Source organism: Sulfophobococcus zilligii (assembly GCF_055398255.1).
Genome location: NZ_AP042406.1, coordinates 887,777 through 902,400 on the forward strand (window position 1 = coordinate 887,777; position 14,624 = coordinate 902,400).

The window sequence follows — 14,624 nt, forward strand, 5'->3', positions numbered from 1 at the left end:
TTACCCCTGGGGGGCTTGAAGGGTTATGACTCTTCGCCGCGTATAATCATTATAGCCTTGGCTAGGTCTCCCTTGGCTTTAATTAATGCTTCAATTGCTTTTTCTCTCGGAGCACCTGTATATTCAATTATAAAGTTGACGTCTTCTTCTGAGAACTTTACTTGTTCTTGTGGAGTTTCCGGTTTCTTCTCTTCAATCGCCTCCTCTCTTACTTCGCTTCCAACTACTTGGTAGAAGATTTGACCAGACATTTTGAAAGCTATTACCTGGGGGTTTGATACTACGATCTTCTTTTTACCACTATAGAATTCTACTCTTTCAATATCTTTGAGTTCTTCTACTTCTACACCATAGCGTTTTAGAAGTTTTTTAAGTTCGTGTGGACTGTAAAACGCCAAGTAAGCACACCTCTCTCCACTTTTTATTAAGGTTGGTGCTTATATTTTCATTGTTGAGTTGTGGACTCAGCGATTTGAAAGCATACGTTAATGGTGGTTGAATGGAGGTAAAAATCCTTGGTGGTGGACGCGAAGTTGGGCGGTCAGCAATATTGTTGAAGGATAGAGAGGGTAGTATATTGTTAGACTATGGTGTAAACTTCGACGAGAAAGATACTCCGAGACTACCACTACACGTGAGGCCGGTTGATATATCAGCAGTTGTTATATCACATGCACACTTAGACCATGTAGGTGCAGCTCCATACCTCTATATTAGTGGTGCTCCAAGAGCAATAGCTACAAAACCAACACTTGATGTTGCAAGACTGTTAATTCTCGACTTTCTAAGACTTAATGCATACTACATTGACTATGAAATAAGAGAATTTGATAGAATGTATAACAACACTGAATTCCTCGATTACGGTGAAGAAGTAAGCATTAATGGATTTGGAGTTAGATTGTATAATGCTGGACACATACTGGGCAGTTCTACTGTATACGTTGAAACACCAAGTGGCGAGAAAGTATTGTATACTGGAGACTTTAATACAATACAAACATGGACTCTGCCAAGCGCTGATGTACCAACTATATCACCAACCACGATAATTGTTGAATCAACATATGGTAATAGAAACCACCCTCCACGACACCTAGTAGAAAAGAGACTACTAGAAATAGTCGAAGAAACAATTGATAATGGAGGCGTGGTTTTAATTCCTGCTTTCAGTGTGGGTAGGACACAAGAAGTAATGTCTATAATATACTCACAAGCACCCTACATAGACATATACATTGATGGTATGAGTAGAGATATAACAGATGTTTACTTGAAACACAAGAAATACCTTCGAGACCCAGGCCTCTTTGCAAAAGTAGTTGAAGGAATAAACTTTGTAACAGACTACTCTATGAGAAAGAAGATATTGAAGAAACCATGTGTAATAATTGCATCAGCAGGTATGTTGAAGGGAGGCCCCGCACTATACTACTTTAAACACTTGTATAGAAATCCAAGAAACTCGATTATACTAGTAAGCTATCAAGCTCCAAATAGTAACGGCCATAAAATACTAGAGACAGGCATACTCGACGATCAAAACCCAGAGAAAATAGCGGCTGAGACTAGAATGGCTCGACTTTTCAAGTCATGCAGGAAGAGATGACATAGTGAAATACATAAGTAGATTTAAAGATAGCTTGAAACGACTAGTCATAGTTCACGGAAGCGAAGAAGAAGCATTTGGATTAGCAAACAAGATAAGAAACGAGCTTGGAGAAGACTTAGAAATACATATTCCACAAAACGGTGAAACAGTAGAAATTAAAGAGTAAATAGAAAACACGAAGAGATATTGTTTAAAATCCCCCTTCTAATAAAAGAATAAAGGAGCCGGGGTAGCTCAGCCTGGAAGAGCGCCGGGCTGTTAACCACTAGCTGGGGTTCAAGCCTGGCAGAAACCCGGTGGTCCGGGGTTCAAATCCCCGCCCCGGCGTTAAACTAGTTTTCCTTTTTGAAACAATACAATTAAGTAATAGATACTATTGCCTGGTTAGTATTTGTTTTTACTTAGGAGGGTCAATTGAGGATTTTTATTAGTGATTGGGAGAAAAACTAGTTGTGCTAGAGTGAAATAAAGTCTTCTGGTTTGGGTGGTTCTGGTTTGAGTCCTTTGCGTTGTCTTATCTTGGCTACTAAGTCCATTAGCATTGAGTCTGGTACTGGGGCCCATCTGCTGAAGTCTTGTCCCCAAATTGCTTTTCCAGCTGTTGCATTTCTCAACATGTCTGCCATGTCGAATGATTCTGATACTGGTATCTCGGCTATTACTCTAGCTAGGTTTTCTGATTGTTGAATATCTATTATTCTACCACGCTTCTTGGTTATGAGTACTGAGAGGTTTCCAATGTACTCCATTGGTGTTTTAATGTCGAATTTGAGTATTGGTTCTAGTAGTGTGGGCTGTGATGTTAGCATACCAGCAAATATTGCGTTTCTTATTGCTGGATATATCTGTGCTGGTCCTCTGTGTGCTGGGTCTTCGTGTATGACTGCATCGTGTAGTATAACGAGTAGTCCTCTAACTGGTTCTTGTGCTAGTGGTCCTTCTTTCATTGCTAGTCTAAATCCTTGTACTACAGTGTCTTTTACTTCTCTTAGGTGTTGTACACCTGTTGTCATATCTACGAATATGTTGATGTTTTCATCTATTGCAATTATTCTTCTAGCCATATCGGCATCCCAGCCAGCGTGTTCTCTCAATATCTTTGCTCTCTCGCGTGGATCCATGTCTTCCGTGATTAATCCTTCTTGTATTAGTTTAATTGTTGCCTCGTCTAGTGGTCTTACACTAATATAGAACTTGTTGTGTTTGTTGGGTGATTTGCCCTCGAATATCTTGCTCTCTGTTCTAATGGTCTCTCTATACACGATTACTGGTGGTGATGCTACTACATCTAATCCATATAGGTCTTTGAGTAGAGTTAATGCTATTTCAATGTGTAGTGTACCAACACCGCTTAGTAGATACTCGCCTGTTTCTTCATTTATTTTCACTATGAGGCTTGGGTCTTCTAAGTGCAGTTTGTAGAGTGAGTCTATTAGTTTTGTTAATTGTTGCGGGTTCTTTGGTTCTAGTGCAACTGTTACTACAGACTCTGTAATCATTCTCATTCTCTCGAATGGAACCATTACGTCTTTTAGACTTGGATGTACTACGGTTTCACCTGCTCTAGCCTTGTCTAGTCCTAGAGCTGCACCGATGTTTCCAGCTGGTATTTCATCTGCTAGCTCTCTATATGGACCCATGTAGAGGCTTACTTGTAGTATTCTCTGTGGTGATTTAGCGTTGACTAGGTATACTTCTTCGCCTGGTCTAAGTGTACCAGAGAATATTCTACCAGTGGCTACTAGTCCGGCGTGTGGGTCTACTTTTACGTCTGTAACCATCATAATTAATGGGCCGTTGGGGTCGCACTCCATCATGTATTTTGCTATTTCACTGTTTGGATCTCCATGCCAGATCTTTGGAATTCTGTATTTCTGGGCTTCTCTCGGGCTTGGAATGTATTTTACAACCATGTCGAGTATTGCTTCGTGTAGTGGAGCAGCTTTTTGTAGTTCTGCTACGGCGTCTTTTCCTCTATTGTATACGTCGATTATATCGCTGATCTTTATACCTTTCTGTGCTGCGAGTGGTATTGTTAGACCCCATCTATCTCTAGCTGATCCAAAAGCTACTTGTCCCTTGGCAGGGTCTAGAAGCCATGCTTTCTGGAATTCTTTGTCGGCGTAGTTCATAATTAAAGTGTTAATGTCTTTTACGATTTGTACTAGTCTCTGTTGGATTTCAGATGGAGATAGCTTTAACTCCTTGATTAACCTGTCGATTTTGTTAATGAATAGTATTGGTCTAACTCTCTCTTCTAGTGCAACTCTCAAATACATTTCTGTCTGTGTCATTACTCCCTCGACAGCGTCGACTACGACTATTGCACCGTCTAGAGCTCTAAGAGCTCTTAGAGTTCTGGATTGGAAGTCTACGTGTCCAGGAGTGTCTATCAGGTTGATAACGTATGGTTTACCCTTGTATTCGTGGTAGAGGCTGACGTTTGCAGCTTTAACAGTCATTTGACGTTTTTGCTCTATGTCTAAGTAGTCTAGTGCTAATACCTGTCCAGCTAGTTTTTCTGATAGGAGGCCGGCCATGCTGAGTAGTGTGTCTGATAGAGTTGTCTTACCGTGGTCTACGTGTGCAGTAATACCTATGTTTCTTATTTGGTCAATGTTCTTCATTATTTTTAATACTTCTAGTGTTTGTTTGTATTTAACCAAGATTCTACACCACTACTAAGCACTCAAAACAATGTAATTGAAAAATAGCAATTTATACCTTTATATAACTGAATCGCAATTTTAAATGCTACTTCGCAGTGAGTGAAGGCTCAATATTAAAAATTATTCTTTTCCCGTGTCTCTACCTATTTTTTCTCTGTGTAATTCAAGCCATTCAATTAATTTGTTTCTAGCGTAGTTTATAGCTGATTTTGCTTCTTCACGGTATTCTTGAAGTCTACCTCTAATGGAAACTTCTACTGAGACATCTACGCCTTCTTCTCTCCTAGCAATACTAATAGAGACGCTGAAATCTGTTTTTGGGGGTAGTATTTCCTCCAAGTACTTACTTGTCTCTTTTTCCAGGTATGAAATCAACTCTTCGAGTTCTACATCTGAGAGTTTTCTTAGTATTTCAAGGTATTCTTTCTCTCTTTCTTTTTTACTCAGTATTATTCACCTTTCTCGGGGATTCTAGTTTAGTGTTGTTTTGTTGTAGTGTTTACTTTGATGCTATTAATCCATGCTTGGATAGAGTTTCTCTGAGTTTGTTTTCTGTTTCACTTATTTGCTTGTTTAGGAATTCTAGTTGTTTTCTATACTTGTCTCTCTTTATTGTAAGTAGTTCTTTTCTCTCTTCTAGTTCTTTTAATACATCGCTTTTAGACTTCTTTACTAATATGTGTCCTACGGCCTTGTATAATTCTACATCATCTCCCACAGTCTTTAGTGTATCCATAATGCTCTCTATTTCACTCAATTCTGCTTCAACTATTTTTAATTCAGCGTCTATTCTGGCATAGTGTTCTCTAAGTGTTTGGTATTGTACTAGTAATTGACGTGCTTCTGGGGGTAGAGTTTTCTCACTCATTTTTAACCACTCTCACTACCTCCAATAACATTGTTAAAACACCTATAAAACTATTGTTTAAAGCCATAAGCTTCGATAAACTAGAACACTCGAATTTCACAATTAGTTTTCCACTCGTTAAATCCACGCTGCCGACACAGTCTTCTGGTAGATTTCTAGTTTCTGGGGCTATTGAGTTGTATATTGATTCTAGTAGTTCTCTGTCTTCTACTTCAAACTGGTATTCAAGGCTATATAATTTAATCTCCATGTCTAACCACTTTTTCTACTCTTAGTACTGGTCCAACTGGTTTTTCGTGTATGTTTAGAGCTTTAATTACTATGAACTTGTCTTCTTCGAGAACTATTTTCAACTCTGGCTTCTCGGATATCTTGTCTTGTAGTATTTTGACTAGTAAATCAGCGAGGTAGAAGCAGTCGTCGGAAATACACTTTGAGTAGTCTACTCCAATTCTACTTATACCATATGCTCTTGAAGACTCTGGGTTTTCACGTGATAGTTTTACTCCGCGTATTAGAATAGTCGCTATTTCCTTGTATTCTACGTGGTGTGGCTGTGTTTTTTCTACTTCATATATGTTTATTGCTCTTGGATTACCTCTCCACTCTGTAACAACTAGGAAATATTTAGCTCCTAGTTTACATGCTTCAATTGCTAGTTCTAGTAGGGATTTATGTCCTCTATTGATTTTCACTGAGGAGGGTAGAATTGAAACTAAGTCTTTTACAAACGAGCGTATTCTCTGGGTTGTTCTACGAGAAGTTGTAACGACGATCAAAAAACCTATTCCCTAACAATTATGTTTGGAAAAGTCTTGGAGACTTCTGTTCTTGGTAGATATGCTCCTCCAGTCCACTTCATTCCACACTTTTTACACATCCATATACCAGTGCTTATTCTTGTTACTCTTCCCTTGTGCCCGCAGAATGGACATGTGTGTGGTGCATATCTCTTTTCTAATACTTCCTTTACTTTCTTACGTAGTGTTGCTCCATATCTTGTTCCATATCTACCAGCTATTCCTACAACTTTGGTTTTACCCATATCTAAGCACCTATCTCCGATAGTGGTTTAGTGTATTCACCCGGGTTATTTAAAACATTTTTTAACTGGCTTATTAACCATTTACCTTTATCTAGTGCTATGTCGATTGCTTTCTCCATTGTGTTTCTTGAAATTCCTTTTTCACCGCGTTTTTGTGCTCCGCAAATTCTCCCGTTTTCATCTACTGCTATTGTTAAAATAGCGTCTGCTATGTTTTCTTCTTCTAGTGTTGGGTCGACTAGTATTATATCTCCTATTATAGCCATAGTAACTGTTACTACGTAGTTTGATATTGGAAGTGGTTTTTCCCTGATACTTCTATCAATTCTATATCCGTCATCTGTCTTTTCCAGCCTTGGTATTTTAGATGTAGCTAGTGCAGCCATTGAAGCAAGCATTGATGCATCCATAGCGTTTCCAGCAAAGTCCATTAAGTATATGTCGTTGTATACAACCCAGACTACTCTACCGGGCTCAACTACTAATTCATCTAGTTTAACAACTTTTGGTTCTCTTAGAGACCTATCTATTACTCTTGCTAGTTCAACAGCGTTTTCATCTGGCGGGCCCGGCTCGAATGAGGGTGATGCAAGTGGTACGAATTCAGCGTGTACTTGTAAAACTCCCTCGTTTGGTCTATCTTTAAATGGTGTACCCAGTTCTAGTTTTACACCAACTAGTATTTGTGTTTTTCCAAGTTTGACTAGTGCACTTCCCTCTGTTTTTTCTAGTGGGGATAATATGATGTTTATTGGTCTATAGTCTAGTAGCCCACGGTTGTCTATTCTTTCGCCTCGTTTAATGAGTTTCAACATGTGTTCTACTTGCATTCTCGGTATTAACTCTCGTTCAGGAGTAATACTCATTGAACTTTCACCTCTTCAATCATCTTCATGTATTTATTGTGTAGTGATTCCTTCGCGATTTTATAGATCTGTTCAGAAGCCTTAAACGCCATGTCGAGAGCTGTTTTCATCTCTTCTCTCGTCAATACACCGTTTAACTGGAATAATACTACTTCTCCCAGATTTGGCGCTATACCTATTGGCAAGTCTGCCTCACCATACTGGTCTTCTAATTCATTTACATCTAGTACGAGAACACCATCTACTTTTCCAACTGCTACTCCGATTACAAGGTCTTTCATGGGTATACCGGCATCAGCTAGTGCGAGAGATGCTGCCGTTAAACCAGCTGTTCTCGTTCCACCATCGGCTTGTAATACCTCTATAAACACGTCTATTCCAGTTCTTGGAAACATATTGGTAAATACTACTGCTTCAAGAGCCTCCCTGATAACTTTTGACAACTCTATTTCTCTTCTTGTCGGCGCTGGCGACTTTCTCTCTTCCGTTGAAAACGGCGCCATGTGGTATCTAACACGGAGTATTGCTCTATCTGGTATAACCATGTGTCTAGGTACTGCTTCACGTGGACCATATGCTGCAGCTATTACTTTTGTGCCACCATATTCTACTAGCGCACTTCCATTGGCGTTTTTCAATACACCTACTGTTATTTTTACTGGTCTCAACTCGTCTGGTAGTCTACCATCTATTCTTCTACCATCTTCTCTAATTAGAACTGGTTTACTCGCCATGTTTCTCACCAAGCATTGATTCTAAAAGCATTTTTACTTCTTCTGTTAACCCCCTCATGTGTGCTTTAGACTCTATCAACTTAACTACTTTTATCAATGCACTTTGTGTTTGCTCGTCTGGACACTTCGCCCATATATATCCATTTAATCCAACAATGATTTCGCATTTTGTGAGAGTAGTTAGAATGTTAAGCATACTTCCCTTTTTACCTATTACACGGGCTACTTTACTTGGTTTTATATCTATTACAATTCCATCTATTATTTTACCTAGTCCTTTACCCTTTGTTGTTAAAACAGGGTCTCTTAGTCTATCGAACGCTGCTATTTTAGCGAGTACGTAGTCGCCGATATTCAAGTAGTTTCTTAGATTGTGGACTGCGGGGTTAAACCCCTCTATTACATCTGATGCTGGCAGTATTGCTTTATATGGTGATTTAATGTCTACAATCCAGTATGATAATCCAATATCGCTTACTACTCCGATTACAATATCGTCTTTTTTGGGTATGTAAACTCCTTCTAATGGTATAACAGTGAGGTTTCCCTCGTTTGTACTAACTACTCCTACTACATCACTAAATACTTTGTTTTTGTATATGTAGATGTGTCTATCTGGAAAATACTTGAATTCTCCCTCGGGGAGTGCTTCTTCTTTTTCTAGTATTGCGAGGCAGTCTCCAGGTCTAACGATTTGTCTATCTGCTACGAGAATCTTCAAGTTTTCACCCTACATTAACTATTTTCACGTCTCCGGTTCCCTTGGTTAAAGCATTTACTTTGTCTATGAGTTCTTGTTGTAGACCAGCAGGTATTTCTAGTTCTGCTTCTAGACTACCATCACTCAACCATCTAGTTTTTTTAATTGTACCCATTGATTGTAGTAGTTTTAATCCTTTACTAGAGTGTTCAGCTGGTAGTTTCACGATAACGTATGCTTTCGCGATTTTTATTGGTATAACTTTTGCTAGCTGGCTTACAATTTGCTCGAATTGTTGTTCTGCTGGTTTAAACGGGTCTATACTTATTCTAGCCTGCTCCATAGCTAACTCTATTCTCTTTGCCGGTATTGGTAGTTTTGTTTTGGGGTCTATGGCGTTTTTCGTTATTAAATTGATTATTTGTGCTTTTTTCTCTTCAACTAGTTTTTTACGTTGCTCTGTTGTTAATGGTATTTCTCCTCGTTTAATTATTTCTAGTGCTACTGTTCTAGGGTCGTCTGTTCCGAAAACAGCTTTCATGGATTCTGGTGAAGCTCTAAGTCCTTTTTTTGCGTCTTTGAAAATAGTATCTGTTATTAGTACTTCCTCTAAACTAACACTCTTACCTGATTTGAGTTCGAGTGCTTTGTCAGGGTCTACTAATATCTCAAATCTATGACCTTTTGCTTCGTATTTTACAACGACGTATTTATCCTTCAAGCAAAAACCACCTGGTTTTAGAGTAAAAGTAGAAAATCATGTAGTCGACGTTATAGTCTAATCCTACCTTCACTTACTAGTTTATCAATATATGTTTTAATCTCGTCGGGGCTGAGTATTCTAAATCTACCAGTGTATATATCTACATATCCTACTTCCATGTAGTTTTCAAGCGGTTTATTCTCAATAATACTTGCAATAGCTTCTATTGCTAGTTTAATCGAGTCTTCTACTTCTAAATCGTATTTATAGGTTTTCTCTAGGAATTCAAGTACGTTATTGCTTTTTTCTCCAATAGCTGTTGCATAGTAGCCAGCATATCTACCACTTGGTTCTGTCATGTAGAGTTGAGGTCCTTTATCGTCTACTCCAGCAAATATAATTGATACACCAAAGGGTCTTACTCCAGCGTGTTGAGTATATAGTTGTTTTACATCACATACTAGTTTTGCAAGGTATTCTACTGGTATTGGTTCATCATAGTAGAATTTGTGGATTAGTGCTCTCTGTACAGCGTAGTCTAATAGTATTCTACCATCTCCAGCCATACCTGCATAACTAGCTCCAATGTGCTCATCTATTTTGAAGATTTTCTGAATAGATTTCTCGTCTTGTAGATTAGATATCTTTCTCTTCTCGGCAGCAATAACAGCTGTCGTCTTTGTTTTTATTCCAAGTGTAGTCCATCCTCTTCTAACAGCTTCAAATGCGTATTCAACCTGGTATATTCTACCATCTGGTGAAAATATAGTTATACCTCTATCGTAAGCTGCAGCCATTGATAAACCCATAATATCACCACACACTATAAACCAGTATTGTAAAAAGGGAGTAAAATATTACTCTTCATTATAGTCCTGTGAGTTTAAAAACACTTTTTTCACTACACCTATCTGTATCGTTGTGTATACTCCATGAGCGGATAATATAGAAATCCCTTATTTCAGAATTATTAACAATTACTCCTGGTTCAACATGGTCTTCAATAATGACATAGACTTTATTTCGAATAGTCTTTACTCCTCTAACACCCTTTATCTTCAATAAGTGAGGTATTATAGTTCTCACACAGCTTGGACAACCCTTGCTTTCTACTTCTAACTCTATACACTTCAATTCTACATCACCTGTAGATTGTAGTATTAATAGAATTATATGAATATTCAAGGGTTCTCAGGAGAGTGCGGGGGGTGGGATTTGAACCCACGCAGGCCTACGCCAGCGGATCTTAAGTCCGCCCCCTTTGGCCAGGCTCGGGCACCCCCGCACCATTATCTAATTTATAGTAAAGGGGGGTTTAAATGCTGTTGCTGGTTTTGATCAACAAGATATTAGGTTTATACAGTATAAAACAGGAAACAAACACTAGGAGATAAAACCGGTTTGATGCAACACACATTCGATACTATTATCTACTTGTTTCTCTGTCAGATCGTCGCGAAGTAATCACTATTCATTCTGGAGCGGCTTCATCATCCGTTTTACAATATGTTTTGAACCTGTTAAATCTTGTTTTTACGAATATATTCTTTTGCCTTCTTCAATGTACCAGTTGTCTTTAAGGGTATTAGTATACAATTTGTATTTCCAACTCTTTTTGTCAAGCCAAGTGTTGCTATTAAGTGCTTGGTACATGTGTGTAGTACTCTTATAACTCCCACTCCCTTGGCTTCATCAAAGAAGATTATTTGGGGCGATGCTTTTCTATATACTCCAACTCCATAGTATTTAATCATCATTTCTCTCAGGGCTTCTTCCAAGTCTTTTAAACTCGTTTTTTCCTCGCATAGTGCTGTAAAGACAATATATCTCTTTCTGGGTTTTCCAACGGGTTTAATTTTTGCTTCAACTAGTTTTCTAAGTCCAATATAGTACTTTATGGACTTGAAGAGTAAACCAAGCACTACTACTAGTAGAATAAGCGAGATTAAAAGGATTGATATACTAATGTATTCAAAATACACTTAAACCACCTCTTTTCTACTCAACACTACTCTAGGTGTAAGAGAAATACTTGTATATGCGTGGTTTCTTGGAATATCGAATTGTGTTTCTAAGAGTGCAATATAGGAGTATGGAGGGGTTAATTCAAACCAGTTTGAAGCCATAGAAGAAGCTATTAGTGGAATTTTACGAGAAGCAAATAACCTCAACCGCCTATATAGTAAACTCCCAGCTTTACCCTCGTTGAGGAGTACTGGTAGTGTTACTTCGAGTGGTTTTGAATAGTGTTTCATTATTCCAATTTGTTTTTTATCAAATAACTCGATGTTGCGTGGAGTTATAATTATACTATCTATTCTAGTATCGTGTGCAGACCAGCGTGCTACTTCTATTGATAATGGTTCTACTGTGATAAAATACTTCTTATGGTTTATTCTCCATAACTGTTTTTTTAAATCCTCAGTAGACTCGCTTGATATAACAATTTTCTTTACAATTCTAACGTTTTCATTAGAGACTAGTTGTTCACTTATCTCTTCACACACGAGAATTCTATAGCCGAGTTTAAAAGCTGTATTAAGTGTTTTTAAATCGCATTTTTTCACGTACGTATCCACGAATACTTTAATTGGCAATAAGTACACCTATGTCTAGTTAGAGCAGAAAATTACTATATTAATCCAATACTAGCAAGGTATTCTAAAACATCATTTCTACGCTTGGCGTTTTTGAAAAACATTGCTAATTTAACTACGTCGTCTGTATCACTTATTTTCAGTGTTCCAAGATATAGGTCTTGCTTAGAAAACCTAATTATAAACCTCCTTGTTGAAGGGTCGAATCGCAAGTCAAAAGTTGTCTTCAATATTGATTTTTCAATTTGTGGTAGTGTTGTAGACAAGTGTTTTAGTAGTGCATCTATATGGTTTTTCAGCGTTATTTTAGTACTAAGTATGTTTATTGGATTTCCATAGTATCCTTCCTGGCTATCTACACTTATATTAATAGCATTTCTGAGTTCTTGGGGTAAAAGGTTCTTGATGGCGTGTTCTACACGTAGACAGTCTTCCGTAGCATGACAAAAAGTAGTTATTTCTACTTGAAAAACCTCTACTTTTCTTCTTTCAATCTCTCTGCTACCTGCCATGGGTCACGCGCTCCCCTACTTGCTTCATGGCGTTTCTTAAGTTCGCGTTCTTTCTGTTTCTTCTTCCACTTGTAGTATATTGTTCCCTTGAGTCCTCTACTCTTTCTTAATCCTCTCATTTTCTTACCAGCACTTGTCAATCCTCTAAATACTCTTCCACGGTTTTGTGGTTCGCAAATCCATTTTATCTCTGGGTCTCTACAGATAGCTGGGTGGCTTCTATCTACTAGTATTACTTCAAACCACTTGTATTTACCGTCTTCTCCAACATAGTAGCTGTTTAAAACCTCCATGTTTCTATACTTTCTCAGCAGCTCTCTCTTCTGCTATTAACCTCAAACTCTTTGCTGGAGCGTATCCGTAAACACCCATTCTCTTTGGTCTTCTACCACTATCTGGTCTTGGCTTTCTCTGTCCACCCTTGCGTACTCTTACTCTTACAACTATAAATCCTATTTTTGCCTTGTATCCAAGTGCTCTCGCTCTATCTAGTCTAGTTGGTTTTTCTATTCTAACAACACTTGGCTGTCTTCTCCACTCTATTAACCTCTCTCTCAACAGGTGTTTTAACTCCCCCTGGTATATTTTATGCCATGTTTCCGCTAGATAGTGATACATACTCTTGGCCATCGTAAACACCACGTTGCCAAATCTAACTTTAATAGATTTTAGGGGTTTTATATAAACTGGTTGCTTGAAAATGCCGCCCCCAGAAAAAATAATTGGTATAGTGGGAAAAACAAACGTTGGAAAATCAACATTATTCGCAGCTCTCACACTTATACCAGTTAAAATAGCAGACCATCCCTTTACAACTATAGAGCCAAATATTGGAGTAGCATATCTTAGAAAGAAGTGTGTTCACGTCGAACTAGGACTACAATCGTGTAATCCACGTAGTGGCTTCTGCGTAAGGGGCTATAGGTTTATCCCAGTGAAAATAATAGATGTTGCAGGATTAATTCCAGGAGCTAGTCAGGGTAGAGGTCTTGGAAACAAGTTTATGGATGATTTGAGACAAGCTGATGTATTAATCCACGTAGTAGACGCATCTGGCTCAACGGATTTAGAGGGCAATAGGGGAAAACCAGGTACTTACAACCCAGTTGAAGAAGCCGAGTTGATAAAGAGAGAAATAGACGAGTGGTTTAAATCAGTTGTTTTAAGAGTATGGAGTTCTAAAATCTCGAGAGTACTAGTTACAGCGCAAAATCCAGTAGACGTTATATATCAAAACCTAACGGGTTTGAGTATAAAGAGAAAACACGTAGTTGAAGCAATAAAACTCAGTGGACTAGCCGATAAAAACCCGCGTACATGGAGTCAAAGCGACATTGAAGAATTCGCTATTAAACTACGAGAGGTTTCAAAACCCATTATAATAGCAGCAAATAAAGCAGACTATCCCGAAGCAAGAGACAACATTAAAAAACTAATAGAGGTGTTCGGCGTAGAAAACGTTGTTCCTGTTAGCGGACTTGCAGAGTTGATCCTGAGAAAAGCAAGTCAGAGTGGAGTAGTAGAATACCTTCCTGGAGACAGCGAGTTTAAAATAATCCAGCGAGAAATTAGTAGAGAGCAGTTGAGGGCTCTAGAACTAGTTGAGAAAAACGTTTTAAAAGTATATGGTTCGACAGGTGTGCAAGAGTTATTGAAGAGAGCTGTATTTGACAAACTCGGAATGATCACTGTTTACCCAGTAGAAGATGAAAACAAGTATACTGACCACAATGGAAACATACTCCCCGATGCATACCTAGTGGAAAAGGGAACTACAGCTAGAGAACTAGCATACATGGTACACACAGACCTTGGAGAAGGCTTTCTATACGCAGTAGACGCGAAGAGAAAGCGTAGAATCGGTGAAACACACGTCTTAGAAGACGATGATGTTATTAAAATAGTATCAGCTAAATCTAAGTAGTTTCTTCAATGTTCTCCTCTAGCTCGCTTTCACTACGTTTTATTTTCCTGGCTAGTTTATTCCAGTACTTTACTGCTTCTCTATAGTAGTAGTCGTCTTCTTTTCTACCGCCAAAAGCCTCTATACCGCCGCTTCTCAAAACCTCTCTATACTTTTCAGCCTGTTCCTGGGTTAACTCGCCTCTTTTAACAAGGTAGTCTAGAACTTCAAATGCCTCTTCAATGGTTTTACACCTTCTGATATAATCGACTACTGTTGGGACATAGCCTCTCCACGGGTCTAATAACTGTATTTGTAGATTGATTTGTTTTGTTTTACCAGATAGGATTTCATCGGCTAGTCTAGGATACTTCTTTTTAAACTCATCTATCTCGTATTCAGGCATTTCTCTCAT

Annotated in this window: 20 protein-coding genes, 2 tRNA genes and 1 pseudogene; 4 read left to right on the top strand and 19 right to left on the bottom strand. The window is 38.4% G+C overall.

Going from position 1 to position 14,624, the window contains the following annotated elements; all coding sequences use genetic code 11:
- Positions 1-23: 23 nt before the first annotated feature.
- Complete coding sequence (locus ACZ5YP_RS05030) at positions 24-398, bottom strand: nascent polypeptide-associated complex protein (protein WP_464834677.1); 375 nt, start codon at positions 396-398, stop codon at positions 24-26.
- Between the two features lie 101 nt (positions 399-499).
- Here ACZ5YP_RS05030 and ACZ5YP_RS05035 point away from each other — a divergent pair, with 101 nt between their 5' ends.
- The 3 genes from ACZ5YP_RS05035 to ACZ5YP_RS05045 all read left to right on the top strand — a co-directional run bounded on the left by ACZ5YP_RS05035 (position 500) and on the right by ACZ5YP_RS05045 (position 1,939).
- Complete coding sequence (locus tag ACZ5YP_RS05035) at positions 500-1,609, top strand: MBL fold metallo-hydrolase (RefSeq protein WP_464834678.1); 1,110 nt, start codon at positions 500-502, stop codon at positions 1,607-1,609.
- Positions 1,610-1,613: 4 nt separating this feature from the next.
- A complete protein-coding gene (locus ACZ5YP_RS05040; RefSeq protein ID WP_464834679.1) occupies positions 1,614-1,778 on the top strand; it encodes an MBL fold metallo-hydrolase RNA specificity domain-containing protein in 165 nt (54 codons plus the stop codon).
- A gap of 57 nt (positions 1,779-1,835) precedes the next feature.
- A tRNA-Asn gene (locus ACZ5YP_RS05045) sits at positions 1,836-1,939 on the top strand.
- A gap of 128 nt (positions 1,940-2,067) precedes the next feature.
- Here the strand turns inward: ACZ5YP_RS05045 and ACZ5YP_RS05050 are convergent.
- The 17 genes and pseudogenes from ACZ5YP_RS05050 to ACZ5YP_RS05130 form a co-directional block, all read right to left on the bottom strand.
- Positions 2,068-4,278, bottom strand: a complete 2,211-nt coding sequence (locus tag ACZ5YP_RS05050) for an elongation factor EF-2 (protein ID WP_464834680.1) — start codon at positions 4,276-4,278, stop codon at positions 2,068-2,070.
- A gap of 123 nt (positions 4,279-4,401) precedes the next feature.
- Entirely contained in the window at positions 4,402-4,656 is a 255-nt protein-coding gene (locus tag ACZ5YP_RS05055; RefSeq protein ID WP_464834681.1) for a hypothetical protein, read from the bottom strand.
- 124 nt (positions 4,657-4,780) lie between these two features.
- A complete protein-coding gene (locus ACZ5YP_RS05060; RefSeq protein WP_464834682.1) occupies positions 4,781-5,149 on the bottom strand; it encodes a prefoldin subunit beta in 369 nt (122 codons plus the stop codon).
- The gene (locus ACZ5YP_RS05065; RefSeq protein ID WP_464834683.1) at positions 5,142-5,399 is read right to left on the bottom strand and encodes a KEOPS complex subunit Pcc1; all 258 of its coding nucleotides are present in this window, start codon (positions 5,397-5,399) and stop codon (positions 5,142-5,144) included. Before ACZ5YP_RS05065 ends, ACZ5YP_RS05060 begins: the two co-directional genes overlap by 8 nt.
- Positions 5,389-5,928 (bottom strand): Brix domain-containing protein, encoded by a 540-nt coding sequence (locus tag ACZ5YP_RS05070; RefSeq protein WP_464834684.1) that lies wholly within the window; start codon positions 5,926-5,928, stop codon positions 5,389-5,391. Before ACZ5YP_RS05070 ends, ACZ5YP_RS05065 begins: the two co-directional genes overlap by 11 nt.
- A gap of 5 nt (positions 5,929-5,933) precedes the next feature.
- Positions 5,934-6,194 (bottom strand): 50S ribosomal protein L37ae, encoded by a 261-nt coding sequence (locus ACZ5YP_RS05075; protein WP_464834685.1) that lies wholly within the window; start codon positions 6,192-6,194, stop codon positions 5,934-5,936.
- A 2-nt stretch (positions 6,195-6,196) separates the two neighbouring features.
- Positions 6,197-7,060, bottom strand: coding sequence for an exosome complex protein Rrp42 (rrp42, locus tag ACZ5YP_RS05080; RefSeq protein WP_464834686.1), 864 nt, complete (start codon positions 7,058-7,060; stop codon positions 6,197-6,199).
- A complete protein-coding gene (gene rrp41, locus ACZ5YP_RS05085) occupies positions 7,057-7,794 on the bottom strand; it encodes an exosome complex exonuclease Rrp41 (RefSeq protein ID WP_464834687.1) in 738 nt (245 codons plus the stop codon). The genes rrp42 and rrp41 overlap by 4 nt, the downstream gene beginning before the upstream one ends.
- A complete protein-coding gene (gene rrp4 / locus ACZ5YP_RS05090) occupies positions 7,784-8,515 on the bottom strand; it encodes an exosome complex RNA-binding protein Rrp4 (RefSeq protein WP_464834688.1) in 732 nt (243 codons plus the stop codon). Before rrp4 ends, rrp41 begins: the two co-directional genes overlap by 11 nt.
- Before the next feature lie 4 nt (positions 8,516-8,519).
- Positions 8,520-9,215 carry a ribosome assembly factor SBDS gene (locus ACZ5YP_RS05095; RefSeq protein WP_464834689.1) on the bottom strand — a complete coding sequence of 232 codons (696 nt, stop codon included), beginning with the start codon at positions 9,213-9,215 and terminating at the stop codon, positions 8,520-8,522.
- A 50-nt stretch (positions 9,216-9,265) separates the two neighbouring features.
- Entirely contained in the window at positions 9,266-10,006 is a 741-nt protein-coding gene (gene psmA, locus ACZ5YP_RS05100; RefSeq protein ID WP_464834690.1) for an archaeal proteasome endopeptidase complex subunit alpha, read from the bottom strand.
- 58 nt (positions 10,007-10,064) lie between these two features.
- A complete protein-coding gene (locus ACZ5YP_RS05105) occupies positions 10,065-10,331 on the bottom strand; it encodes a hypothetical protein (RefSeq protein WP_464834691.1) in 267 nt (88 codons plus the stop codon).
- Between the two features lie 66 nt (positions 10,332-10,397).
- Positions 10,398-10,482: transfer RNA gene (locus tag ACZ5YP_RS05110), tRNA-Leu, on the bottom strand.
- A gap of 235 nt (positions 10,483-10,717) precedes the next feature.
- Positions 10,718-11,179, bottom strand: a complete 462-nt coding sequence (locus ACZ5YP_RS05115; protein ID WP_464834692.1) for an Rpp14/Pop5 family protein — start codon at positions 11,177-11,179, stop codon at positions 10,718-10,720.
- Positions 11,180-11,794, bottom strand: coding sequence for a PHP domain-containing protein (locus ACZ5YP_RS05120; protein WP_464834693.1), 615 nt, complete (start codon positions 11,792-11,794; stop codon positions 11,180-11,182).
- Between the two features lie 35 nt (positions 11,795-11,829).
- Positions 11,830-12,306, bottom strand: coding sequence for an RNA-binding domain-containing protein (locus ACZ5YP_RS05125; RefSeq protein ID WP_464834694.1), 477 nt, complete (start codon positions 12,304-12,306; stop codon positions 11,830-11,832).
- Positions 12,270-12,936, bottom strand: a pseudogene (locus tag ACZ5YP_RS05130) (50S ribosomal protein L15e). Before ACZ5YP_RS05130 ends, ACZ5YP_RS05125 begins: the two are co-directional and overlap by 37 nt.
- 70 nt (positions 12,937-13,006) lie before the next feature.
- Here ACZ5YP_RS05130 and ACZ5YP_RS05135 point away from each other — a divergent pair.
- Positions 13,007-14,230, top strand: a complete 1,224-nt coding sequence (locus ACZ5YP_RS05135; RefSeq protein ID WP_464834695.1) for a redox-regulated ATPase YchF — start codon at positions 13,007-13,009, stop codon at positions 14,228-14,230.
- Here ACZ5YP_RS05135 and ACZ5YP_RS05140 read toward each other — a convergent pair.
- The gene (locus tag ACZ5YP_RS05140; RefSeq protein ID WP_464834696.1) at positions 14,223-14,615 is read right to left on the bottom strand and encodes a DUF2095 family protein; all 393 of its coding nucleotides are present in this window, start codon (positions 14,613-14,615) and stop codon (positions 14,223-14,225) included. The two genes, ACZ5YP_RS05135 and ACZ5YP_RS05140, sit on opposite strands and share 8 nt — an antisense overlap.
- Between the last annotated feature and the right edge of the window lie 9 nt (positions 14,616-14,624).